The organism is Vagococcus sp. WN80Y (assembly GCF_059621045.1).
Genome location: NZ_JCAQHY010000153.1, coordinates 24,779 through 50,031, shown reverse-complemented (window position 1 = coordinate 50,031; position 25,253 = coordinate 24,779). Strand labels below are relative to the sequence as shown.

Below are 25,253 nucleotides of genomic sequence, written 5' to 3'. Positions count from 1 at the left end.
TAAGCACTTATTTTAGAAAGGAACCATTCTAATTGAACGGTCCCTATCTTGTTTGTCAGAAAATAAGATATTAGTTATGTTTATTAGTAGGTATTAGAATGCTGCTTCTTTAGACAACATGTCGTAAACCATTGTACCTGGTGCATAGCCCCACTCATCTGTAATCGCTGCTTTAATATTCGCAATCGCGTTCAACTCAACGTTTAGGTCATACACAATACCTGAGTATGTCTCATCAGCTGATCCATCTAAAGATAGGCTCTCGATTAATGTCGCCGTTGTATTTGACGCGGCTAATTTACCAACATAGTAGAAATAGCCATCTTCTTCATTGTAGAACCATTTGCCTTTACTGGTTGTTGCCGGATCCATATCTGAAGCAATTGCCGCCGTATTATAGTTAATCGTAATTTTTTTGCCGGCTGCCAAATCATAATCTGCTTGAACATTCCCCACCATCTTAGAGTTAACTAATGTTGGTTTAGCCATTGGATAGTTCGTCGTATCAGATGGTTGAACAGCAATCCCTGTTAAATCTGTGTAATCATACGCGACACCATGTTTGGTTCCTGTGGTGGCAAACAAACTATTTTCATTGTCTGCCCAGTCTTTGGCAATTCTATCTCTTCCAGCATATGAGTAGAACAACAAATCTGAGATTTCATACGTATTACTTGGATCGTTAGCTGCTACAACACTAATCCCTGCAACAGTTGCTGTTGCTTTTTGATACTTTGTTTCCCCAGCATCTTGATACTCGTAATACACCACGTATTCCCCGACCACTTTTCCTTGGTTGACAGACTCTGAACGTGCAATTTTTAAATTAGCTGGAACTGCTCCGCCACCAGCCACTGTAACATTCGCATTGGGAATCGTGTTCCATGTTCCACCTGTTACCGTAGAAGTTCCAAATTCGACTGGATACACTTTCGGAGTTGCAGCGGATGGATTATCAATTGTTGGCGTCGCTGAATCTTGTTGCTTTCCACCATTGCTATACGCTTCTAAGACTTCTTCGTATGATACGCGAGCAAATACATCTTGTTTCCCGGTATTTTGTACAGCTACTTCTTTGACCTGATCCGTTCCTGCCGGCCAGGTTTCTACAGGTGTAAAGTTCTCCCATAGTGAAACCGTTCCATCTGCTAAACCTTCTGTTTTGAATCGGTTAATCCGTTCGTCGTTATACTTGGTCCAAGCAAACGTCCCACTTAGAGCTGCTGCTAATAAACATGCTGCTGCAACGCCCATGGTCATTTTTCTTTTTTTACTTGCTTTCATTTTCTTCATGGTTAAAGAAAACCTCCTATGTTTTTTTATATATTAACTCTTTTAAAAAGAGAACATACCACTATTAATTGTAATTGGGTCTCTATTTCACTATTTACTTGCTAACACGGGGCTAGTAAAGTAAAAACGAATAACAAATAAGAAACCAAAGATTGATAAAACAAAAACCACACTCACTATAAAATTACTACGAATAAACTCGAGGACAAGCCCCACATTTGGGATAACATAGACCACCTTACCAACCACTCGGTCTGCTGGAATCGGCGGATCATCCGCCTCATTAGCATCGCCTCGTGTGATAATATAATCGCCTTCTTTACCACTAAGCTCTGTTAATTTCTCAACCAGTCTATGGGTCAAAAAGGATTTACCACCCTCTCCTGCTGTGAAAGTTAAGATATCGCCTATTTCTGCGTCTTTTCCGTCCATCATTTTGACTACGGTAATGTCACCCGCTTTAAATCCACCTGGAGGTGAGTCTTTTTGTGGTACCATCGAATTGGTCAATACATTGTAAAATCGGTAACCAAAGTAGGATTTATTCGAATCCTTATTGACGACAAACAACGTTGAAAACACTAAGATACTAATGATAACCACATAATAAATCACATTAAGTGTTGCTAGAATTATTTTTTTCCCTACATTAGGCTGTTTGGTTGACACCGTTGCTGTCCGCTTCCGCTTCCTTTTAACGGACTCTAATTCCCTTGAACGTCGTGAGCGCCCACCCTTTGTCGAACTTGATGACCGCCTTTTTTTATGTTCCAAATCCTTCTTTCCACCTCATTCTATAGCATAGCCTTTCTTGCCTTACGCCTGTTGGGAAACATATTTGTGAACCGTCCCTAACGAGACCTCACAAATATCTGCTATTTCACGCATCGACTTTCCTTTTCTAAACAGAACCATCATTTGATTCACGACACTCGATTCAATTCGAGGTCGACCAGTTATTCGCCCTTGAATTCGGGCCCGTTCAATGCCTTCCTTCACTTGAAAATGACGGTGCCTCTCTTCCATCTCCAACACTTTAATTACATCTGAATAAAACTGAACAGAATCCTGAGTATCAATCTCGTTCGCAACACTAACTAAGCGAACAGACAGGCGTTGAAACTCCTGTAGCAACACTTTGAAGCCATTGCCATTTTGTGCAAAAACTCGTAAATCGCTGACTATCACTTGGTCATTCCTTTCTAAAACAGTCACCATTCGGTCTAACTCTTGATCCACTGTGACGTCTTTATCTTCAATAAACACTTCTGAACATTCATAAGCTGTCACACATTTTAATTGTTGAATCGTATCCATCGGATAACCCTTCCTAATATAGGCATAGGTCGCCATAACTTGATCCCTCCTTCTCATTTACCCCCTTTTTTTTGGAGGTGTTATCACTGCCACTCTTTTACATTACTCAGATAATAATTAAGTTTTCTTCCTCAATGAAACACCTTCATACCTCTCACTTTTAACGACTTGCTTGATTCCCAAAAACTATAGTTAGTGGGAAACACAACAAAAACGCTAAAAAAAAAATATTTCTAAAAGATAAATCCCACTGTTGTGGGCTTTTACCTTCTAAAAATATTTTTATAACGTCCATTTATTCCGATTTTCAAAAACTATAGTTTATAGTAATCCTATAATGATGTCAACAAAAATTTAACGCTTTTTTTTGAACATGTTATCTTATTCTATAAACAGGGAGAAAAGCCCGATTTAAAAGGAATAAACCCGTTCATAATTTATTTGTTTTTATTATGTCCTTTATTTCCACTCTTAATATAACTGGCGCTTCTTCACAAAAAAAGAAACACATGACTTGTTTCCCATTAGTATCTATTTTTGTTTAGCATCCATTTAATAAACACTTACTATTCTTTTTAAGGAGTTTTTACTATGACAACTATCGGTTATATGCGTGTGAGTACTCATCAACAAAAATTTGATTCACAACTACGTGCCATTGACAATTATGGCGTTGATGTTCTATTTAAAGAACACGAAAGTGGGAGAAAACAAGAGCGGACTGAACTAGATCGGGCGCTTTCAGCGCTTAAACCAGGCGATACCTTTGTTATTTTCAAATTGGATCGACTTGCTCGATCCACCAAACAATTACTAACCCTTGTTGAGTGGTTTGGTCAACAACAGATAAACTTTGTCAGCATTCAAAACAATATCGATACCTCTACTCCCATGGGTCGCTTTTTTTTCACTATCATGAGTGCCTTTGCTGAAATGGAGGCCGAATTAATTCGAGAACGTGTCCTGGCTGGCTTAGATGCCGCCAAAGAAAATGGGCAACAACTCGGCCGGCCGATGAGAAAAAAACAAGTGGATCGAGCACTTAAGATGTATCAATCGACTAAGCTACCTGTCAATGAAATCGCCTCTCTTTGTGATATCTCAGTCACAAATATTTATTACCATTTAAGACAACAATCCATTCCACTCCGACAAAAATAAACGACTTCCTTCCTATTAAATGTCCCTTTTGAAGAATTGTCACTTTTTATGACAATTCTTCTAAAAAAAAGGGGGCACTCTCTCTGCTATAATAAATTTATATTATTAATCAAGGAGGAAGCAGAATGGCAATTGTTGGATACGCTCGTGTTAGTACCACACATCAAAAATTAGATTCTCAACTAGAGGTATTAGAAGCTTATGGGGTAGACTTTATCTACAAAGAGTACAAAAGTGGAAAAAAGCAAGATCGTGCAGTATTAGAAGAAATGCTGAAAAACTTGGTACCAGGTGATACTTTAGTTATTACTAAATTGGATCGTCTCGCAAGAAGTACACAGCACCTATTAAAATTGCTTGATTTATTCGAAAAGAGAAAGATCAACTTTATTAGTATTGATAATAACATTGATACCTCAACTCCTATGGGAAAACTAGTCTTTACCATCATGGGCGCCTTTGCTGAAATGGAAGCAGCCCTCATAAAAGAACGAGTTTTAGCGGGCTTATCTGTTGCAAAAACTAACGGTGTACAATTAGGACGTCCAGTATTAACTAATAATATTGATGAGGCAATTGATTTATACCTTACTACAGATCTTTCGATTAATGAAATTATTGAAAGAACCTCTATTTCTTCTACTACACTTTACCGCCATTTAGATAAAAGGAAGATTACTCTCAGAGCTGCCTCTACAGCATAAATTAATGGGCGAATTTGACCGAACCATATAAAAAACCTCTAATTTATTAACAACTAGCTTAATATTCTGAACTTGCTGAAAAGGAGAAAAATTATGACAGTCATTGGTTATATGCGTACAACTTCAACCCAATCACTCTTCGACTCACAAGAGTCTTTTTTAACCGCATATGGGATTGACGTCTTGTTCAAAGACTATGGAACCTCTCAACAAACTGAATTGGAAAACGCTCTTCAACATTTACGAACAGGTGATACTTTCGTCATCACATCACTTGATCGACTAAATCGGAGAATTCCTCAACTATTACAGCTAGTAGAACAGTTTTCTCATCGGCAAATTACTTTTGTAAGTATGCAAGAAAATATTGATACCTCACTTCCAATGAAAACTGCTTTCTCGTCAGCCATGAATAGTTTCATTGAATTGGAGTCTTTTTTGTCGACAGAGAACACCACAAACGGCGGACATTCACCCCTAAAAAAAGGAACGACATTAGATTCTAGTCAACAATCTGAACAGATTGCTCACGCTCTCTACCTATGCCAACACACAGACTTATCAGTAAGAGATATTGCCCATCAGTGTTGCCTTTCTGTTTCTACTATTTATCACCATTTAGAGGAAAATAAGCAATTTTGGCGAAGATCATCCTCTTAAAACCATTAAAAGGAACAACTATTCATCTCTCCTAATTACTTTTGTGGAACTAAAAAACTAGCTAGTCATTTAAAATATAAATGCGCTAACTACAACAATGCTATCTCTTTCACCTCAATACCAGATATACCACAACAAATAAGCCGAATCCCCTTTATGAGAAAAGTAAGTGGCTCGGCTTATTGCTTTATGGCAGAATAGCGAGTTAATCGCTACTAATTTCTAAAAACTCTTAATGAAATTAATCAAAACGACTTTTAATTCCTTTAGAGATATCTTTAAATTGTTTTCCTACCTCTTTTGCTTTAGTTTTATATTCATCACCAACTTTTTTCCCTTCATCTGTGTACTTCTCACCTAAAGCTTTTCCTTGCTTTTTCGTTTGTTCGACCGTTTCCTTTAACTGAGTAATTTCATCTTTAAAAGACATGCTATTTCCTCCTAATAATTTTTATAATTTATTCCAATCAATCTTTATATAGTTGCCAGATGCATCTTTAGGTAAAATATCAGCTAATCGATAGTTCCCCAACATACTTTTATACACTTCCTCTGCTTTATTATGAATTTGTTCAACTTCCATAGACTTTTCGTAAATTATTTCATCATTGATAAACATCCGATGAATAGGCTGCAAATTCACATTAGCCAAAAATGAATCCTCACCTTCAATTGCTTGAAAAATATCAAGAAATGTAATTTGTTCAACCTCCTTGCTTATTTGATAGCCACCCTGTTTGGAGGCAAATGACCTCAACAATTCAGCATGATTTAATTTGCTAGCAATTTTTTGTAAATAAGAATGAGAAACACCCATTCTTTGACTAATTTCACTTGATTTCAATGTCTCCTTTTCAGGAAGCTCTGCTAACATTACTAGTAATCCAATTGCCTGAACATAGGCTGAAGATATATTCAGTTTCATCCCTCCTCATATCTTTATTTAGTTATTATACTTCTGCAGACATTAATTGTCCACGGTTTTTTCGCAAGGTAATGGAATTTTTACGAAGTTAGGTACAAGCGTGTTTATTATAAACCGTTTAAATGATAGGGAGCATTTTATAAAAAAAGGTTACCTTATCTGGAAGGATAGTTACAAGCAAGAAAATCGTTCTGCTTTAGCCGAGTTATCTTTTCCATTTTTTTTTATTATTTGCTACTATGAAAGCAAGAAGATAATAAAATTTACTATCTTTTTAAATCATTAATAAAGTTAGGAACGAAAAGGAGAGATTAGAAATGAAATCGACGGATCGAATACCAACGCTCGCAGCAGTGCTGTTATTATTTATGCCTTTTATTCTTTCTATAGTGACGATGTTTTCTGCTTATGCAGCAGAGAACAATCAACAACTTGTATTGGATGAGGCAGAAAAAGTAAAAATCACCCTTTCTTATGAAGAGGCTGGGGATGAACTACATTGGCAGGTCTCATTAACAAAGGCTGGTAGTCAACTTCAGCGCAAGCTACTATTAAAGCTTCGACTAGAAAACAACAGCGATATTGCTATTACTAGTGATAATGCTCAAATAAATGAGGGATGGATCGAATATAAACAAGAATTCTCAACGAACAAACAGGTAGATATAATTTCATTTACAACACCTAATACTTCTCCTGCTTATACCTATAAATTTGTTCCACAACTACAGGAGATGACAGAGACAGCAATATTGGAAAAGGTAGCATTAGAAAAAGAGCAATACGAAATTACGACTATACTACCAAAAAACAGACTGGAAAATTCCTCTTCTTCCTCAGAACAGATTTCTGAAAATTTACAGACTACAGAAACAACAAACACTGCTCTTACTGAAGATACCAGGGATAATGAAATAGCTGTTCCCCAGACAACCACCATCCCGAACCCTTTAGCTGGGATGATTGGCCAGGGGCTTCTGGAGCGTGCGGTACCAATGACTTATTCATTTGATTATAGTAATGATAACGGAAACCATCTTACGAATGGCGTTGCGATTGAGAACACTTATAATTATGCGTATGGACAGACCGAAGAGGTTCCCTTCGATGATGAAGATTATGTCAATTATGAGGATGTCGCCTATTTGAAGAAAAGTGTCGCAGAGAATGAAACGAAACAAGGGTTATTTGATGTTACCTTGGATGTGAAAGGGAACCAGATAGAGAATCCGATTGATGTTGTTTTAGTGATTGATTATTCGTCCTCAATGACTGGTGATAAGCTTCAAAATGCGATACAGGGAGTCTCAGATTTTCTTGAAGAAATCAAAGACTCTCTTGGGGAGGATCAAGTAAAAATAGCGATCATTGCTTACAATCGCTATGTCTACTCAACAGGTGAATTTTTGACTGATGAAGCACAGTTACTTTCCTTCATGAGTAATACAGCAGAAAGTCATACAGGAACATTTATTCAAAAAGGACTCTATGAGGCGGAAAACCTCTTCAATACGGCTGGCCGCGGTGAAGCAAAAAAAATGCTCATTCACGTGGGAGATGGTAGCGCCAACCGGGCGTATTTGGAACAGGAAAATGCATCTGTGTATCAGAATAATGGAGAAATTAGAGCCCTTAACGGCTATTCTGCTGCAACGTATATAACGGATTTTCAGACAAAAAACCAAAAATACTATAATATTAATGAGTCTTCTGACAAGGATTCGATCTTGTTAGGAAAAGCAGAATTAGCAAATCTGACTTTGGGTACCGCTGTATCATTGAAAACTCAGGGAATCGAGATGTACTCTGTAGGGGTAAATTCTTCCAGTCGTGGAGAATATATTGCCCAAAACCTAGCCACAAACACTAGCCATTATAAATCAATTGATGAGAATCTTGAAGGCTTAGGCGAAGCGTTAGGGACTGTCGCGTCTCAGATTGATAAAACTATCAGTAATGGAAGTATTTCTGATCCAATGGGCGACCATATCCTACTGCAAAAACAAGGAAACGATTTTGGAGAAAACGACTACCAACTCCAAGGATGGGTCAAGAATGAAGGAGGCAATTGGCAGTCTGCGCCAGAGTTGATTGCTAAAGTTACAGTGACAGAAAATAACGGAACCATACAACTTCAAGGTTTAAGCTTAGGTAAAAATGAGCGCGTTACTTTGACATATCAAATACGCATCAATACAGAAGCAGCAGATTTTCAAGCGGATTCCTGGTATCTTGCCAATGATCGAACAACCTTAGATCCTTCAAGTTCAGGAAATTTCTTAGATTTCCCCATTCCTTCTGTCAAGGCACCAGGTGTAGCTCTCTCCGTAACAAAGAAGTGGGAGGATAACAATGCTGCTGACCGCCCAGAAACTGTGCGAGTGATCGTTCAAAGAGAAACAACTCTCAGTAGCGAAAGTTGGCAGGAGAGCGAGGAGATTGAACTCTCACTCTCAGATGCTTGGTATAAAGAAATCAGTGCAGTCGTGCCAAAAGGGACATCTACCAGCTCCCAGTTACCTTTATACAATAATCAAGGCGATAACTTTACTTACTCCATTAAAGAAGCACTGGGAGATGATCTTTATACTAGCTCAGTTGTGACAGACACTCCTAATAAGTTCGTCATTACCAATACTTTGAGAAAAATAGATCTGCAATTTGTAAAACGAGCAGTAAACAATACCCCATTGTCTGGCGCGATTTTTGAATTGTACGATACAGATGGAAACTTGCTGAATACAGTAACAAGCAACAACGATGGGAAGATTCAATTTACTGATCTGACAATTGGCTTCTATACACTAAAAGAAGTTCAACCGCCTTCAGGTTATCTTGCACTTGATCGGGAAATCCCTTTGGAGGTTCGCTTATCTGAAACAGATGAGCTAGAAATATTGATTGATTATGGAGATGGTTATACTGAATGGCTCGATCCTACACTTTACAATCTACCAGATGCATTAGAACCAGATTTGAAAACTGATTTTGTATTTACAAAGCTGGGAGAACATGGTGACGGAACTCATCCATTGAAAAACGTTCAATTTAAGCTTACTTCACTTTTAGATCGAGGAAAGATAATCGAAGCAACCTCTAATGCAAGTGGAGAAGTTACTTTCTCAGGTTTAATAGAAGGTGTATATATTCTTGAGGAAATATCAACGCCTGATGGTTATAATCCAATTCATCCGATAATAATTCGTGTTTATCGAACCCAGATCAATACACTAGCTATCGCTTATCCAGAAGATATATTTGAAAAAAGCGGCGAAGAGCTTCAGCTGGTCAATCATGCTTCTTTAGACCTTGAATTGTTAAAGGTCACCGATAATAATCAACCGTTAGCCGGAGCGGTATTCGAATTGCAGGATAAAAGTGGCACACGAGTAGCAGGACCTGCCCGCTCGGATAATGAGGGAAAAATAGTATTTGAACATGTCACAAGCGGAACCTATTATTTAGTGGAAACGACCACTCCAAATGGCTATCTGGTAAGTGAGAAGCTAGAATTGGTTGTGACTTATGATGACAGTGGTCAATTAGTGATTACGAAGCCTGAAGCGTGGGATAGAAAAATCGTCAACAAGCAACTGACAGATTTCACCTTTGAAAAACAAACAGAGGATGGCCAGCCACTTAGAGGAGCAATATTTGAACTACAAGATGCTAATGGCAATAGAGTTTATGGACCAATTGTTTCTGATCGTGAAGGAAAAGTTACCTTTACCGACATAACTCAAGGAACCTACCAGCTTGTAGAAACTGGCGGGCCAGAAAACTACTATTTAGCTGAACCAATCTCTGTTACCATTGGTTACGATGTGAACAAGCAACTGACAGTACTGCAACCGACGGACTGGCAAAGTGTTGTTGTAAATAAGACAAAGCGCTCCGATTTTTCTTTCACTAAAGTGGGCGAAAATAATAAACCCTTAAATGGCGCGATATTTGAATTGCGAGATGAGCAAGGAAAATTAATTCAAGGTCCTATCACTTCAGATCCCGTTGGTAAAGTTACTTTTAAAGGAATTGCTATTGGTAAGTATTATTTAGTTGAGACACAGGCACCTGAGGGATATGAATCGATTGATCCAGTACGTATTGTCGTGGATTTTGATAATTCTGGCAATCCAACGATTGTTCAACCTTCCGACTGGAACAATCAGTATCAAGTAAAAAATACACAGATGAGAACAGATTTTATCTTTACAAAAGTGGATTATCTAGGGAATCCACTGGCCGGTGCCGTATTTGAATTACGTGATACTAACGGAAACGTAATTCAAGGTCCCATAACAACTGATTCTGACGGAAAAGTCGTTTTTACAGGCCTAACAGTCGGTGATTATCAATTAATTGAAACACATGCACCAAACGGTTATCTGGAAATAGAGCCCATTCCCATTTCCGTTTATGTAGATGAGAGTGAAAGATTAGTCGCTACGCCTGACTTTGGCGATTATAATGAGCTATGGGATGGCAAAATATACAATATGCCGGATGTAGACGAACCAAAGCCTAATATAGAGTTTCCATTTATTAAAATGGGCGAGACCTCACAGGGAAACGTTCCTCTATCTGGCGTGAAGTTTGAGTTAACCTCTTTATATGGTGGCCCCTCTTATCAAGCTGTTTCAACTGGTGATGGAAAAGTAAATTTCACTGAGGTTACTTCAGGATTTTATGCACTAAGAGAAGTAGAATATCCAGAAGGCTATGTACCAAATCCACCGATTCCAGTACGTGTTTACTGGGATGAGCATGGCTTTTTACATGTTGAATATCCAGAGGAAAAATTCGAAACGAATGAGAATGGCCTGCCTGTTATCGTCAACAAGCAAGCGACGGCATTGCATTTGACCAAGACAGATGAGCAGAAACAGCCATTAGTAGGTGCTATATTTGAGCTCCGGGATGAAGATGATGAGGTAGTTGGTACTGCTCAAACCTCTAATGCTCAAGGCAACCTAACCTTTACAAATGTCAAAGCTGGGACCTACCGCTTGATAGAAGTCCAAGCACCTGAAGGATTCTCACTGTCAAAACCAATAGAAATCACAGTGGCTTATGATAACAACGGTGAGTTGGTTATTACAAAACCTGAAGCATGGGATGGGACAATCATAAATGAGCAGGTGATTGATTTACCAATTACCAAAATCAATGAAGATGGCGAGGTGTTATCAGGCGCTATGTTTGAGTTACAAGGTCCTGATAAGAATGTACTGCAAGGTCCTGTAACAACAGATTATGAAGGACAAGCCTTGTTCACAAACCTAGAAAAAGGCACCTATTATTTGACGGAAACAAAAGCACCAATTGACTACCGATTATTGAAAGAGCCGATAAAAGTGGTTATTGATTATGATGAAGCTGGAAAACTGATAGTTGCCTCTCCAAAAAATTGGAATGGCGATGTTGTCAATACGAAAGAAAAAAATACACCACCACCCGGTTCGTCTGGAGAACCAGGTAATCTTGGTGGAAATGAAAAAAAGACCTCTAATCCAAGAAAGAAAACAAGAAGGTTATTAAATGCCGGTGAACAGCCATCAATTTTGTATACAAGTATTGGTCTTCTGCTTTTACTACTTGGCTACAGCATATACCTGAAATGCCATCGCAAAAATTAAAAATGGTATTAAGACGTTGTCGTTTTAAGAATAGAACTTGAAAGTTAAAAGAGCGTGGAAGGTGACTTTCCACGCTTTTTTAGCTGATTTTAGCATCTAATCTTCTAATTCAGTTTCTAAAACAGTACCTGTTTGTGCATCAAGCTTTATGCTTGACTCCGAATGACTTAATTTAAAAGTAACTTCCCAATAAGTAATAGCCATTTCTCTGTTTAAAGACCACTCAACCACTAATTCTATCTCCAAATCCAGTGCCTCTGCAGCGATTTGTGCCCCTCTTCTATTGATAGAATATCCTTAAGGTTCAGTGAATCCTCTGCCTTTTTAACACCATTTTGTTCATCTGCATCCAGCTTTTCTTCTCGTTCTTTTGTTTCCTCACCTGCTTCAGTATTAATTTTTAACTCATATTCTTTATTTTCATCCCCTGTATTTTGAAATAATACGTGCCAAAAGCGGTATCCAAATTAATAGAAAGGATAGAACTATTAGGGTAAGTTTTATTATACGCTGAAATAGCATCTGTAACCGAAATTTTCACCACTGAAATAACTAATTGCCTATTACCATTATCAATTGAAGCTACTGTACTTTCTTTTGAAAATTTCTTTGGCGATGTATTAGTTGTAGCACACTCTCCTAAGATCATCCCAAAGGTTACAATGCTCAATATTAATAATTTTATCTTGATAATCCCTAATTTTCTTTCTTAGTTTAGATTCACAGCTTCGACTATCTGTGTTTGATTATCAATTATTACAAAATATTGTTGTACCCCATCTTGAATCGTTATTTCCCAAACACCTCTTCCTTTTAAATGAGTTAACTCCCATTTTGTTGCTACTCCTTTACCTACTGAAACTTCAGCAATAATAGATAAGTTTTGTATCAAAATATCTTTGTTAAAAGACAGAATTCCATCTTGTAAGCTTGTTACATTTATTTGCCTCTTTGTTATTTTCCCAGTATTACCATTAACTTGCCAAGAATAAGCTTTTTGATCTTGTTTGCCAGTCATTTCGTAAAGATAATCGTTTCCTTTTTTAGTTAACACCATTGAGTGTAATTCAATGGTTGAGCCAGCTTCTATATGAGCCATAACTGCCCCAAAAGAGGTTAGTTGCATCGCTTTAACAGGTCTATTAGAAACAATTAAAATAACTATTAATCAAATAAGGATTGCTAAAGTTCTGTATAATCTTCTCATTACGTGCTCCTTTCTTTTGTTTTATTGGTTATTCTCATGATAACGGCACCCAACTAAAAGAAAACTTACATCAAAAAATAAAAATAAAATGAATTTTTTTTAATTTTATTCGATGTACCATAAAATTCATCGTGTTTAAAGTGAACAATCCGGTTGAATTATATCTTATCTAGCGATTCACCTACCACTGTTATGGTGTAAATTCCAATTTAAATAATTCTTTTTGAATAAAATCAAATAAATTTTCCCACCTAACCCGATCACTTAATCGATCTAAATAAAAACATTTCTCCATATCCAATCTATCTTCCCCACCATCAGAAATAATAACATCTGCCTCATCTATAGAGACAGTAAAATAAATTTTTTCTGGATTAAACACTGAAAGTAATTTATTTCGAATTAAGTTAGCCCCTAAAACATTTTTTGAATACTGCACGGCAATATTCAATTGCTTATTTTTATGATAGCTCATTGAATATAAAATCATCCCGATCATCATTTCAGTATGCTTTTCAGGTACTCGCTCTTGTATGTTAAACATCTGGTAGAAATCAATAACTTGTTGTTCTATACTAGTTCCCTCAGCAGTCATTTGAAATAAAGTTATCTCACCCAATCTGCCGAATTTTTCGGGCAAATTAATATCAAAATAAAAAACATACAGCAGTAATAGCAAACTATTATAGTAAAATTTCAGCTGTTCTTCTTCATTCAGGCTTATATTAAAATAAACTTGAGTATCAGCCACTAAATCACTACTGATTTCTGCAATAGGAACTGACAGCCGTAAAACTTCCTCAACTATTTGCTTAATCTGCTTTGGATTATCAAGCTCTGAAACATGCATTCTCATCGCCAGATTAAGATACAATCGCTCAATAGCTGCCCCCTCCATTGTGGGGATTTCTTCAAAAAAAGATACATTACGAGATAGATCGTTAACCCTAAAAAAAATCTCTAAAATAGGTTGGATAGTTTCAGGATAAGCCATCATTCTTTTTTCATTTTGTATTCGTTCACGAGAAATCCCACCTACATAGGCTAATTGTGTCAATCTAGTTGGCAACATATCACGTTTAGTTAATTCATGAATGGCTTGTTTAAGTTCGCCTTCTGTCTCTTCAATTAACGGTGTTGGATAAATATCCAAGCCTTTATAGAAATTCCAATAGAAAAAAAAGGTAAAAATTCGTCTATGTTTTTCCTCACAAATTAAATTGGAATAAGAATGATTGTCCATAAAAGATAGTTTAATATTAAAATTATCAAAAAAGACCTCTAACTCTGATAAATAATAATAAAGACTCGTTGTATTCAAAAAAAGCTCATCGGCTAATTCTGTCACAGACTCATATTTCTGGCGTAACACAGATTTAATAATCACAAACTCCATCGAATTTTCTGCATACTGTAGACGAAGACTATCTATAATATAGTGAAAAGGCTGTGTAGGTGACAGACGCATATAAATAGTTCCCTTATCCTTTGTAAACACAACTGACTCATCCAAACTCAAATTTTTAATGTCCTTTTGCAACTCCTCTATATATCGATTGGCTGTTCTAACCGATACTCCTAATTCATGGGACAAGTCTTTTGTTGTGCTAACATCCCCTTTCCTCACAAGAAACGCTAAAATATCAAGCTTAGCCCGCTCTGGTTTTGAACAAAAATCTAACATTTTCTTTCTTCCTTTCCTATTCTCCACTATCCTTTAATAAACTATTAATATTTTCACCCAGATTCTATAACTTGTCATATTATCAGCTTAGCTTATACACTGTTTTTATTCCTACTGCCACCTTTCCTTTTAGCGTATAAGATTTATATTTCACCTCTTCATTTTGTTCCACGTATATTAACTTATGTATATTTGATCACTACTACTTGACCAAAAGAACGTACATTCGTATAATTGAACTATTATTTGAGAGAGGTGAAGAAATGGAGCAGTATTTCAACTACGAAATCGAACCCGTAAATGAAACGCTCTGCGTGGACATGAAAAGCTTTTATTCCTCAATTGAATGTGTTGAACGTGGCCTCGATCCCTTAGCGACTATGCTCGTCGTTATGAGTAACGCCGACAATAGTGGTGGCTTGGTTTTAGCCGCATCTCCTAAAGCAAAAGAGGTGCTCGGGATTAGCAATGTCTCGAGAAAATATGACATTCCTGACCACCCTGACTTACTAATTGTACCACCTCGAATGACCCTCTACATCGAGCGCAATAAACAAATTAATGCTATTTTTCGAGAATATGTCGCTGATGAGGATTTGTACATCTATTCAATTGATGAAAGCTTTGTCAGAATCCAAGCATCTAAACGATTATTTGGAAAAAATGCTTACGAATTTGCTTGCTTATTTAAAGAAAGAATTCTAAAAGAAACCGGGCTATACTGTACAATCGGCATTGGTTCTAACATGTTATTAAGCAAATTAGCGCTTGATAATGAAGCAAAACAAAATGACGACATGATCGCTAATTGGCAGTATGAAACCGTCCCGAATACGGTGTGGAAAATTCCTCAACTAACTGATTTTTGGGGTATTAACACTCGTACAGAGGCAGCTCTATGGAAAATGGGAATTCGTACCATTGAGGAGCTTGCTCATTATGATTTTTTTACGATGAAAAGTCGGATGGGAGTGATTGGTCAGCAGCTAATTGCCCATGCTTGGGGAATTGACCGTACCCTACTAAAGGAACGCTACATCCCTCAAGCAAAAAGTATTGGCAATAGCCAAGTACTGATGAAGGATTATACCTATCAACATGAGATAGAAATCGTTCTACGTGAAATTGTTGAACAAGTGGCTAGCCGAATTAGACGTAAACAGTTTCAAACATCTTGTATCAGCCTTTCCTTTGGTTATTCAAAAGGAGAAGGAAGTCCAGGATTTTCTCGACAGCTTTCTATTCCACCAACTAATAATTCGAAAGTTTTATTTAACCACGCCCTCCACTTATTTAGGCTTCACTACAATGGATGTGCTGTTAGACATATCGGTGTAAATTTTTCTAAACTAACAGGTGCTAACTACATGCAGTTAGACCTATTTAATGAGCCAGACCGCCAAATAGCAACTAATAAGCTTGATTATTTAGTTGATGACATTCGGAATAAATACGGCTATGAAGCACTTGTTCATGCAAGTAGTATCATGGAAGGAGGAACTGTTATCAGTCGCTCACACTTAGTTGGTGGGCATGCAGGTGGCAATGATGGCTTATGATAGAACTAAATTCTCACTACCACGATAGAGGGTTAAAAAAATATTCAGGCTTTTACTTAAGCGAACACTCCGCTCAGATAGAACAGTCAATAGCCCACCGAAGAAAAGAAAATAAGCAGAAACCACAAATGGCTTCTGCTGACATTGATAACGTACTAGGCCTCGCTCAACTAAAATCAGCTCAGGTTTGCCTGCAATTAGAAGCAGTTGACGCTGAAGGTCATTATTATGATGATATTGTGGGAAAGATAGCTGGCTACGATGAGTTAGGCTTTTTTATCGGAAAAAATAAAGTCGGGTATGACGAAATTAGGCATATAGAACTCCATTCATCAAAAAAATGGAGCGACTTATCTGACCGTTAGGCGTTGTTTTTGTGTCATTTTTAATGCAATTTTCCTCTTTTTAGCTTAAAATAAATCAATAACTAATAAAGGGGCCTATTACTAATGAAAAAAGTTGACTTTGTGAGCCTGTTCTTCTTATTTATAACCATTGTCTTTATCGGATTTGCAATTTTCTTGTATTCTCGTAATAATATATGGTTTGAAGTTGGATCAGCAATCACTGCAGCAGTCTGCCTCTTTATGGTTTTTCATAAAGAATTCTAACTAATTTACCAGAAATAGCTAAAGACCTACACATATAATCCCCCGAAACTTAGCAGTTTCAGGGGATTACTTTTATATGAGACCTACTTGTTCAATTGCTGATTAATTTTGGCCAACTCTTTTTTTTCTTTAAAGTAGAACATTGTCCAAAAAATGAAGAAGATAACAAAAAATGAAAGAGATGCCGTTAATATAATCCCTATTTGAAAAGGAAACCAATTCCCCAAATAAGCCACACATAAAAAGACGACATAGGAACCAATCATTTGGCATAATGTCTTTACCAAAAGAGACAACTTCTCACTTTCGTATATAGTCGAAATCAGTCCGATCACTGCTCCCATCAATAAAACTAGCAAACTATTTTTTCTCACTTCCCCGCTTGTAAAGAAGATACCTGTTATTAAATAAATCATGCTCCCTATTCCTATGCCTACCAGTGCGTTTTGACTCATTTTTTTCATCTGTCTTCCTCCTATAATTGATCTAATCCATTCTTCAAATCAGCTAAATACCGCCTTGATACTGACTGCTTTTTGCCACTTTTTAAATACGCCACCATATTACCCGAGAACGAATTTTCTAGCTTGTGAATCTGCTTCAAATTAACTAAAGATGACTTCGTAATCTGTACAAATAATGGATCTGCTAACTCTTCTTTAAATTTGTACAAACGACCTTTTGTTTCAATTTCTTCTCCCGTTGTTAAGAAAATAATCATCTCATCACCGAAAACCTCAACCACTTCAATAGTCGCAATCTCAATCAATTGATACCCATCATCAATTCGTTGCTTAATCACTTGCTTACTCTCTTTCTCTGACAATCTCTGATAAATGTTATTAGCTGTTTCTACGCTGGGTGACTCAATAAGGATCTTCACCTTATCTAAGGCTTTATCTATACGCATCTCAATCTCCATTCACTTGCCTCCTGACACTTTTATTATACGAAATAATGGATTTTTTAGAAGCTTTTTTCGATAAGCGGTCGAAAAAATTAGCTAAGTGGTACTTTTTCTCACGATTAAAAAGAGGATGAAAGAAAAGTTCTTTTTACTTTTCTTTCATCCTTATTTAACGGAACATAGACTGCTTGATCTCAGTCATATCACGACTAAATTTTTCAGGCTCATCAAACATTGGAAAATGCGCCGACTCCTCATATAAATAAAAAGCTTTAAGTGGCGCAGAAACCGTCTCATAAAATATCTCTGCCTGCTCTGGACAGGTCATTAAATCATATTTACCATTAAAGATGAACATTGGAACAGGTAATTCTTTTACCACTTCCCCGTAATCCTCTACCATAAATTCTTCAAGCAACGGTAGGGCCTTCGCTGAGAATAGCACACCCAAAAACTGAAACTTTTCTCCTAATGAATACCCCTTGTAGCTAAACAAGTCTTTGATTGTCTGACCATTCGTGTACCTTCTTGTATGAAAAAGAGCTCGCCCATGTTTATACAAATATTTCTCCGTAAACATATAGAATTGACGATCCTTTTCGAAGGCTATTGCCATTTTGTCTGGAAACTTAGCCAAAAATTTAGGGTTATTTTCTTTGGCACAGCACTCCTTTACAAACTCATAAACAGTCCGCTGATGTTCATACATTGAATTGACTTGCCCAATCCCAATATAAGCAGAAAAAAGCTCTGGCCGTTTTTTTACAGCCAAACCAGCTGTCACCGTTCCAAATGAATGTCCCATTATCAGGCAATTTTTTTTATTAAATTTTTCCAAGAAATACTCTGCCCACTCAATAATATCGTCCACCAGATTCTCGATAGTTAATTCTTTGCCCGTACACTCTGTATTGAGCCCGCACCCTCTCGTCTCTGGAAACACACATTGAAACTCTGTATACATCTTCGGATAATACTTATCTATTAAAAATAATTCAGGGAACAACGGCCCTCCATGAATGTATAATAATAACGGACGATCATCCACTTGTTCATCTACATAGACGCCCCGTTGTTCTCCCGAAATCTCAATTACTGTTTTTTTCACATCAGTTCTCCAATCATTTTTAGGGTACAGTTCATTTTATAATAAATGTTCGTATAATGATACCCGATTTTCATTATTCTTCGACTAAACAAAAAAATGAACCTCCTTTAAATAACACTAAAGGAAACTCATTTCTACTCAATTTTCTATTCTTTAACCGGTAATAATAAGCGTAAACCATTAAAAATAACAACTAAGGTACTGCCTTCGTGAACTAGGATGCCGATCGGTAAATTCATTTTACCGAAAATATTTAGAATAACTAAGAAAATCACGACGGCCATCGCAAAATAAACATTTTGCCAAACAATTTTATCAAGACGTTTAGCCACCTTATGAGCGTAGCTTAATTTTGTTAAATCATTGTTCATTAATACCGCATCTGCCACGTCCATCGCGACATCCGTTCCGTCTCCCATAGCAATCCCGATATCAGCATTTACTAGCGCTGGCGCATCGTTAACCCCATCGCCTAACATTGCTACCATGCCATATCTACGTTGTTGATCGGCTACTATAGTGGATTTATTTTCAGGTAAAACATTCCCAATAATTTCATCCATTCCTAATTGTTGACCAATAGCCTGTCCTGTTTTTTCTGAATCACCTGTAATCATGGTCGTGTGGATTTGTTGAGATTTCAAGTAACTAATAACACCCTTAGCATGTTCATTTGGAACATCCATCATGGCAATTAACCCAACAACTTGATCGTTTTCAGAAACATAGACAACTGTTTTTCCTTCGTCTTCGTAACGTTGAGTCCGCTCCGAAATTTGTTGTGAGACCTGCTCGAAAGTCGTTGGTTTCCCGATTCTATACTGATTATTCTCAATCTGCGAAACAAGTCCTTTACCAATCTCATTTGAAACCTCTAGATTAAGCTCGTTGACACTCTCAAATTTTGCTAAAATCGCATTGGCTAATGGATGATTAGCTGTTTTTTCCATTGCGACAATAATGTCAGTATAGTAGCTCTCTTGAGCAGGAACACTAAAGAAATAATCCGTTACCTGTGGTTTTCCTTCTGTTAACGTGCCTGTTTTATCAAACGCAACCGCTTGAATATCGGCCAAATTAGATAAGTATGAGCCACCTTTAAAGAGAACTCCCTTTTTAGCTAGGTTAGAAATAGCTGACAAGGTAGCTGGCACAGCACTCGCTGCTAGCGCACAAGGTGAAGCCACTGTCAGAAATACCATGCCTCGGTAAAAACTTTCATACCAATCCCAGCCCATAATAAATGGCATAACTAGGATAAAAATAGAAACAATAAGCAAAACTGATTTAACATAAAGAGGCTCTAATTGTTGAATTTTTGTTCCTGTCTTTGTTAAATTAGATTGCGATTGATTAACCAGTTGTAGGATTTTTGAAAACAGGGTGTCTTGGCTATCTTTTGTCACCTCCATTGTAAAGGTTCCATTCCCATTTATAGTACTACCAAAAACCTCATCTCCAACTGTTTTTTCTCGTGGCATGCTTTCACCATTGATTAAGCTTTCATCAATCGCACTATAGCCAGAAAGAATAACACCATCTGTAGGAATTTGGTCACCATTCAACACTTGTAAATGATTGCCAATGCTTAAAGCGGTTACCTCAACAACTTTTGTGGTCCCATCAGCTTGAATTAAACGGGCCTCTGTTGGGTTCATTTTCATGAGATTCGTTATTTCACGTTTACTTTTACCTTCAGCATAATCCTCCAAAAAATGAGCAGAGGCAAAAATGACAATTAAGAGGGCTCCCTCTTCAAAATCACCTATTAATGACGCACCAAAAGCGGCAAGAGTCATTAAGATATGGACATTCGGGGTAAATTTTCTTTTCGCTTTCGTCGAAGCAATCGTATCACTTATCCCCTCCTCAATAATATGATACCCTGACATCAACATCGCCAACACATACAAACCATTTTGAATCATGCCTTCCTTTAAAAACAACGCGATTATAAACGCTGCTAAACCAACAAAAAACAAAACGACTGGCATTTTTCCATGATCATGATCGTGGGAATGTCCCTCTTCATGACTGTGATTATGATCATGTCCATGACTACAATTTCGATTATGAGTGTGTTCTGTTACTTTTTCCATAAGACCTCTCCTCTTTCTATGCTTACTTTATATAAGTTACATATGAATACTTGTTCATGTGTTTATTGTACAATGTTTCAATAAAAAGCGCAAGCATTTTCTATAAAAAAGAAACTTTAATTATCAAAACGGAACTATTTCTATTTAGGTCGTTCGTATAATAGTCACTTGCGGGTGAAATGACCATTAAGCGAAAAAGACTCTAGCAAGCGCTACAGTCTCAAAGTTAGTCGTTTAATTACTCTCAATTAAAAAATCACACCTATCACAAATAACAAGGCGTAAAGCATAACGGTTAGTGCCAAGTTTTTGATAGCCAACGGAAAAGTCTCCAATTTAACTTGGCGACGTGAGAATGCTAACGTGTTTTTCCAAATAATCGGAAAGATTAGCCATAGTCCTAAAACTGTCCACGGCACCAATCCTATCACAACAGCTAAGGTTGTAAATACAAATGGTGAGACTGCCAAAAACCAAAATAAAGACACTGCTCGTTTTTTTCCGATGTAATAAACAAGGGTATGGCGATTATTTAAAACATCTTCTTCAACATCACACGTATTATTGGCAAGCATCAAATTGGCAATAGCAAAAACAGCCGGCAAAGCCATAATAAACACCTGCCCCATAAGTTGCCACGTAAAGGCCGCTACATCATAGATATTCAAGTAAACACAGATTAAAGGAATAATGAAGCCCATTGCGATGCCAGAGGTAACTTCGCCTACTGGTAAACTAGATAATGGCTTAGGTCCTGCCGAATAAAAAATCCCCACTGAATAACTAATTAAGCCTAGCCATAAAATAACCCAACTCGTCTGAGACGCAAGATAGATGCCCATCGCTGCTGATACCACAATAAATCCAATCATTAAATTGCGAACCAGTGAGAGTGACAGATTTTCTCTCCCAATAATATTGGTCTCTTCTTTATAATCATGAACATCTGTCGCATTATGATAATCCATGTAATTATCCAAAATATCTACTGCCATATTGAACAGTAACATGGCAATAAAAAAGAACCCCATGTTCCCCAAATAAATTTGCTTATAATGATACCAACTATAAGCCATTCCTAAAACAAAAGGAAAGACACTAGCCGTTTTAGCCTTCATTTCAACTAACTCTGCAAAAACCTTCCAGCTCATTTTTTGATGCCCTCTTTCTTACCAGTCATTCTCATTTTCATCTATTCAATTGATAATCGCTCACTTCACTCAATAAGTCAAACTTTCCTAGAGCAATCAATTGACACAATCTTCATTTTAAGCTAAATTGGAATTAGTGTAAAGAATAGTGCAGGAGGCCTGATATGGCGATTCACCCATTATGGGATAAATACCCCAACATGCAAGAACAATTAATAGAAACACAAAAAGTTATGACTAAATCAGTTAAAATTCGCAATAAAGAAATGACTGAAGCCCTGCAATTATTTTTTGAAGCAGGCGGAAAGTTACTTCGCCCTGCTTATTTTCTTCTATTCACCGGTTTTGGTCACGTTCCAACGACTAAAATTAAGTATCAAATGGCAGCTTCACTTGAAATTCTTCATGCTGCAACCTTGATTCATGATGACATTATTGATGATTCTCCCATCAGAAGAGATCGGCCATCCATTCAAGCAGCATATGGAAAAGATATTGCCGTTTATGCAGGTGATTTTTTATTTACGGTTTATTTTCAACTATTAGCGAATTCGTCACAAACAACCGACTCGCTTGAGTCAAATGCGCTCAATATGAAACAGATTTTAATTGGCGAATTGGATCAGATGCATTTACGTCACAACCCCAATATTACCATTAAACAATACTTACAGCATATTAAAGGGAAGACTGCTCAACTCTTTCAATTTAGTTGCTACCAAGGAGCAAAAGCTGCTAATGCACCCCTTCGAGTACAAATTTTGGCCCAACGCATTGGGTATCAAATTGGCATGGCTTTTCAAATTTTAGACGATGTCCTTGATTTTTCTTCAACTGAAGCAAAGCTTCATAAACCTATTTTAGAAGATATCCGTAATGGAAATTACACTCTTCCACTGATTTACGCCATGGCTGAAAATCGAGACGCCTTTGCGATCCTTGAAAAAGGAAAAGAGCTGACTGATGACGAGATTCAAACAATAGTCAGTGCTATCAATACCCATCAGGGACTAGAAAAAGCACAGCAATTAGCGATTCGCTACACCAATAAAGCACTAAATGAGATTGCTAAGTTACCTGATATTCCAGAAAAACAACTCTTAATTGAATTGACAGAACGCTTGCTAAATAGGCAAGACTAAGAAAGAAGCGATTAGGCTAGCCCCAATCGCTTCTTTTTCGTTTATCCTATTAGCCGAGCCCCTCACAGTACTGCTCCAAGTAACTGTTTAGCAAAGTGTATGCCTTTAATTTATTTAATGTTTCCACAGTTGTTAAGTAACTCGCCTTGTTAAATAATTGTTTGCGCACATTCAATTCTAAATCATCTTTAAAATTAGGCAACTGATCAATATACGTTTGCCCCCAAATGAAAAACGCCTCTTTTTGCATCTCTGGTTTTTGAAGCATTGCTTGACTCCACTGATAATCTAGAAAATCAATGGTTGTAATGTAGGTATAATAATCATCCCTCGTCACCTTAACACGCTTCTCTTGAGTGGAACTTTCAGCTTGCTTAAACAGCTCTCTGATTTCTTTTTCTAATTGATTTTTCTGATTACTCACAGGTTTATCCGCGCTACTCACTATAGCCAAACGATTTTTGGGTTCTAGATTGACTTGATCAACACTCGCAACCTGCTCCTTAACAGAGGCCTTTAATCGTTCACGCATACTCTCAATTTTTGGAGAGCTCTTTGATTGATTTTTTTCCTGCTCCCCCATGTGACGGAAATCTTCATACCTTTTGATCTCTGAAAATCGTTTAAGTTCTTGAAATTCTTGGGCCACTTCTACTGCCGGTGGCATGGGCGTATTTTCCCCTTGATTTTGATAATCGTCTAACTCCCTCTCAAGCTTCGCAATTTCACCCGTATATTTTTCGGCCTTAACTGCCATCTGATTGACTTGCTCTAACTGCTCATGTACACTTGTTAACTGATCTAGTTGTTGGACTCTTTCTTGAATCAGTTGATCAGTTTGTTTGGCTACTTTCAATTGCTCTTGTTCCGCTTTCCTGACTTGTGTTTGACAATCGACTAATTTTGATATCAATTCGGTGCGCTTATTATCGAGAGAAATCAATTCTTGTTGCTTCTGGTTAAATTCATTTTCAACCGCCTCTTGTAACATCTCAAGGTTAGGTTCCTCTTGATGCCATTCAGATAATTCCTCTGTCATATCCGTCACTTTATTTTTCCAGTTAGATAATTCCGTTTCTTTTTCTTGTATTCTAATTTCTGCTTGTTGTTTATCCTCTTCAAGTTTAATCAACGTCTCAACCAAAAGTTCCTGTTTTTCCTCTAACTGCTTTTGTAAATCAGCCACTTCTCGCGTTCTTTCATCCATATCTTCTTCAATTTTATCATGACTTACTTGACGATCCGCTTTGAGTTTCTTTATCTTTTCCTCATAAAAAGCTACCTCAGTTTCCAGTTGTGCATAACGTTCTTGAAAAGCTAACAGCCGTTCATCCCTACTCTGTATTTCAATCTCGACCAGTTTTTTATATTCCTCATACTCTTTATCAAGACGTTCCTGACGCGAAGCTACCTCCTTAGCCAACTCTTCATATCGTAACTCTCGAGCTGCTAATTCGTCACTTCTTAATTCAACTTCTTTAAAAAAAGGATCACGCTCTTCTTTCAGTCCCTCAGCTTGGCCTCGATAGATAAACAAACTTTTATCTAGCTTTTCATATTTTTCTTGCAGATGATCATAAGCCTTGTCTTTCTTTTTAATTTCTTCTCTTGAAAATTCACGATATTTTTTAAACTCTGATTTTCGCTCATCTAATAACTTTTTTTGAACGTTCAATTCTTTATCTAAAGTTTCAGCTCTGCTATTAGCAACTTCTTTCAGACATGCCTTTAAAAGCTCTGTCGCTTTTTCTTTCAAACCATTAGTCTCACCTTTTATCCGGCGTTGCCCACGTTTGAAATTAGCTGTTAGCGTAAACTCACCTGTTTTATCTAATTCATAATAGACGTCATGCAAAATAAAATTGGGAAAAAATCGACTCCAATAATCTATAAAGCGATGACTTGCAGGCTCAAATAGCTCTGAAGAAATACCCTGCGATTTACAAAAAATTGTTAGTTGCATTGCCTTAGCATTGTCACTAGTCGCTTCCTTTAATAGAACTGTTGTTTTTTCATTACGCTTTTGAGCCTGTTTATATATCGACGACTTCATCCGAACGCCTTGCTGCAACATTAGAATCCACCTTTC

At 37.1% G+C, this 25,253-nt stretch carries 22 protein-coding genes; 7 read left to right on the top strand and 15 right to left on the bottom strand.

Annotated elements, in window-relative coordinates:
- Nucleotides 1–93: 93 nt before the first annotated feature.
- The 3 genes from AC5KOD_RS11975 to AC5KOD_RS11965 form a co-directional block, all read right to left on the bottom strand.
- Complete coding sequence (locus tag AC5KOD_RS11975; protein WP_496914800.1) at nucleotides 94–1,293, bottom strand: hypothetical protein; 1,200 nt, start codon at nucleotides 1,291–1,293, stop codon at nucleotides 94–96.
- A gap of 90 nt (nucleotides 1,294–1,383) precedes the next feature.
- The gene (locus tag AC5KOD_RS11970; protein ID WP_496914799.1) at nucleotides 1,384–2,067 is read right to left on the bottom strand and encodes a signal peptidase I; all 684 of its coding nucleotides are present in this window, start codon (nucleotides 2,065–2,067) and stop codon (nucleotides 1,384–1,386) included.
- A gap of 42 nt (nucleotides 2,068–2,109) precedes the next feature.
- On the bottom strand, nucleotides 2,110–2,646 hold the full coding sequence (locus AC5KOD_RS11965; protein ID WP_496914798.1) for a recombinase family protein: 537 nt from the start codon (nucleotides 2,644–2,646) through the stop codon (nucleotides 2,110–2,112).
- 555 nt (nucleotides 2,647–3,201) lie between these two features.
- On the opposite strand from AC5KOD_RS11965, the gene AC5KOD_RS11960 reads away from it, so the two are divergent.
- From AC5KOD_RS11960 to AC5KOD_RS11950, 3 genes are all read left to right on the top strand, one after another.
- Complete coding sequence (locus AC5KOD_RS11960) at nucleotides 3,202–3,771, top strand: recombinase family protein (RefSeq protein ID WP_496914797.1); 570 nt, start codon at nucleotides 3,202–3,204, stop codon at nucleotides 3,769–3,771.
- Nucleotides 3,772–3,896: 125 nt separating this feature from the next.
- Nucleotides 3,897–4,475, top strand: a complete 579-nt coding sequence (locus tag AC5KOD_RS11955) for a recombinase family protein (protein ID WP_496914796.1) — start codon at nucleotides 3,897–3,899, stop codon at nucleotides 4,473–4,475.
- Between the two features lie 93 nt (nucleotides 4,476–4,568).
- The gene (locus AC5KOD_RS11950; RefSeq protein WP_496914795.1) at nucleotides 4,569–5,135 is read left to right on the top strand and encodes a recombinase family protein; all 567 of its coding nucleotides are present in this window, start codon (nucleotides 4,569–4,571) and stop codon (nucleotides 5,133–5,135) included.
- A gap of 241 nt (nucleotides 5,136–5,376) precedes the next feature.
- Here AC5KOD_RS11950 and AC5KOD_RS11945 read toward each other — a convergent pair whose 3' ends face one another.
- Together AC5KOD_RS11945 and AC5KOD_RS11940 are read right to left on the bottom strand one after the other, a co-directional pair.
- Nucleotides 5,377–5,565 (bottom strand): hypothetical protein, encoded by a 189-nt coding sequence (locus AC5KOD_RS11945; RefSeq protein WP_496914794.1) that lies wholly within the window; start codon nucleotides 5,563–5,565, stop codon nucleotides 5,377–5,379.
- A gap of 21 nt (nucleotides 5,566–5,586) precedes the next feature.
- Nucleotides 5,587–6,060: an Rrf2 family transcriptional regulator gene (locus AC5KOD_RS11940; protein WP_496914793.1), complete on the bottom strand. Its 474-nt coding sequence runs from the start codon at nucleotides 6,058–6,060 to the stop codon at nucleotides 5,587–5,589.
- Between the two features lie 317 nt (nucleotides 6,061–6,377).
- Between AC5KOD_RS11940 and AC5KOD_RS11935 the strand changes: the two genes are divergently transcribed.
- The gene (locus AC5KOD_RS11935; protein ID WP_496914792.1) at nucleotides 6,378–11,696 is read left to right on the top strand and encodes a SpaA isopeptide-forming pilin-related protein; all 5,319 of its coding nucleotides are present in this window, start codon (nucleotides 6,378–6,380) and stop codon (nucleotides 11,694–11,696) included.
- 96 nt (nucleotides 11,697–11,792) lie between these two features.
- Here AC5KOD_RS11935 and AC5KOD_RS11930 read toward each other — a convergent pair whose 3' ends face one another.
- The 4 genes from AC5KOD_RS11930 to AC5KOD_RS11915 form a co-directional block, all read right to left on the bottom strand.
- Complete coding sequence (locus tag AC5KOD_RS11930) at nucleotides 11,793–11,927, bottom strand: hypothetical protein (RefSeq protein ID WP_496914791.1); 135 nt, start codon at nucleotides 11,925–11,927, stop codon at nucleotides 11,793–11,795.
- 169 nt (nucleotides 11,928–12,096) lie between these two features.
- On the bottom strand, nucleotides 12,097–12,366 hold the full coding sequence (locus AC5KOD_RS11925; RefSeq protein WP_496914790.1) for a hypothetical protein: 270 nt from the start codon (nucleotides 12,364–12,366) through the stop codon (nucleotides 12,097–12,099).
- A gap of 39 nt (nucleotides 12,367–12,405) precedes the next feature.
- The gene (locus AC5KOD_RS11920; RefSeq protein ID WP_496914789.1) at nucleotides 12,406–12,795 is read right to left on the bottom strand and encodes a PepSY domain-containing protein; all 390 of its coding nucleotides are present in this window, start codon (nucleotides 12,793–12,795) and stop codon (nucleotides 12,406–12,408) included.
- A gap of 298 nt (nucleotides 12,796–13,093) precedes the next feature.
- Nucleotides 13,094–14,587, bottom strand: a complete 1,494-nt coding sequence (locus AC5KOD_RS11915; RefSeq protein WP_496914788.1) for a helix-turn-helix domain-containing protein — start codon at nucleotides 14,585–14,587, stop codon at nucleotides 13,094–13,096.
- A gap of 263 nt (nucleotides 14,588–14,850) precedes the next feature.
- On the opposite strand from AC5KOD_RS11915, the gene AC5KOD_RS11910 reads away from it, so the two are divergent.
- Both AC5KOD_RS11910 and AC5KOD_RS11905 read left to right on the top strand, forming a co-directional pair.
- Nucleotides 14,851–16,146, top strand: coding sequence for a Y-family DNA polymerase (locus AC5KOD_RS11910; RefSeq protein WP_496914787.1), 1,296 nt, complete (start codon nucleotides 14,851–14,853; stop codon nucleotides 16,144–16,146).
- Nucleotides 16,143–16,511, top strand: coding sequence for a hypothetical protein (locus AC5KOD_RS11905; protein ID WP_496914786.1), 369 nt, complete (start codon nucleotides 16,143–16,145; stop codon nucleotides 16,509–16,511). The genes AC5KOD_RS11910 and AC5KOD_RS11905 overlap by 4 nt, the downstream gene beginning before the upstream one ends.
- 329 nt (nucleotides 16,512–16,840) lie before the next feature.
- Here AC5KOD_RS11905 and AC5KOD_RS11900 read toward each other — a convergent pair whose 3' ends face one another.
- From AC5KOD_RS11900 to AC5KOD_RS11880, 5 genes are all read right to left on the bottom strand, one after another.
- Nucleotides 16,841–17,221: a DUF3021 domain-containing protein gene (locus AC5KOD_RS11900; RefSeq protein ID WP_496914785.1), complete on the bottom strand. Its 381-nt coding sequence runs from the start codon at nucleotides 17,219–17,221 to the stop codon at nucleotides 16,841–16,843.
- A gap of 11 nt (nucleotides 17,222–17,232) precedes the next feature.
- Nucleotides 17,233–17,679, bottom strand: a complete 447-nt coding sequence (locus AC5KOD_RS11895; protein ID WP_496914784.1) for a LytTR family DNA-binding domain-containing protein — start codon at nucleotides 17,677–17,679, stop codon at nucleotides 17,233–17,235.
- A 154-nt stretch (nucleotides 17,680–17,833) separates the two neighbouring features.
- The gene (locus tag AC5KOD_RS11890) at nucleotides 17,834–18,772 is read right to left on the bottom strand and encodes an alpha/beta fold hydrolase (protein WP_496914783.1); all 939 of its coding nucleotides are present in this window, start codon (nucleotides 18,770–18,772) and stop codon (nucleotides 17,834–17,836) included.
- A gap of 146 nt (nucleotides 18,773–18,918) precedes the next feature.
- Entirely contained in the window at nucleotides 18,919–20,871 is a 1,953-nt protein-coding gene (locus tag AC5KOD_RS11885) for a heavy metal translocating P-type ATPase (protein WP_496914782.1), read from the bottom strand.
- A 248-nt stretch (nucleotides 20,872–21,119) separates the two neighbouring features.
- Nucleotides 21,120–22,022, bottom strand: coding sequence for a prenyltransferase (locus AC5KOD_RS11880; RefSeq protein WP_496914781.1), 903 nt, complete (start codon nucleotides 22,020–22,022; stop codon nucleotides 21,120–21,122).
- Between the two features lie 164 nt (nucleotides 22,023–22,186).
- Here AC5KOD_RS11880 and AC5KOD_RS11875 point away from each other — a divergent pair, with 164 nt between their 5' ends.
- Nucleotides 22,187–23,164, top strand: coding sequence for a polyprenyl synthetase family protein (locus tag AC5KOD_RS11875; RefSeq protein ID WP_496914780.1), 978 nt, complete (start codon nucleotides 22,187–22,189; stop codon nucleotides 23,162–23,164).
- A gap of 49 nt (nucleotides 23,165–23,213) precedes the next feature.
- Here AC5KOD_RS11875 and AC5KOD_RS11870 read toward each other — a convergent pair whose 3' ends face one another.
- Complete coding sequence (locus tag AC5KOD_RS11870; protein WP_496914779.1) at nucleotides 23,214–25,238, bottom strand: hypothetical protein; 2,025 nt, start codon at nucleotides 25,236–25,238, stop codon at nucleotides 23,214–23,216.
- Nucleotides 25,239–25,253 lie beyond the last annotated feature (15 nt).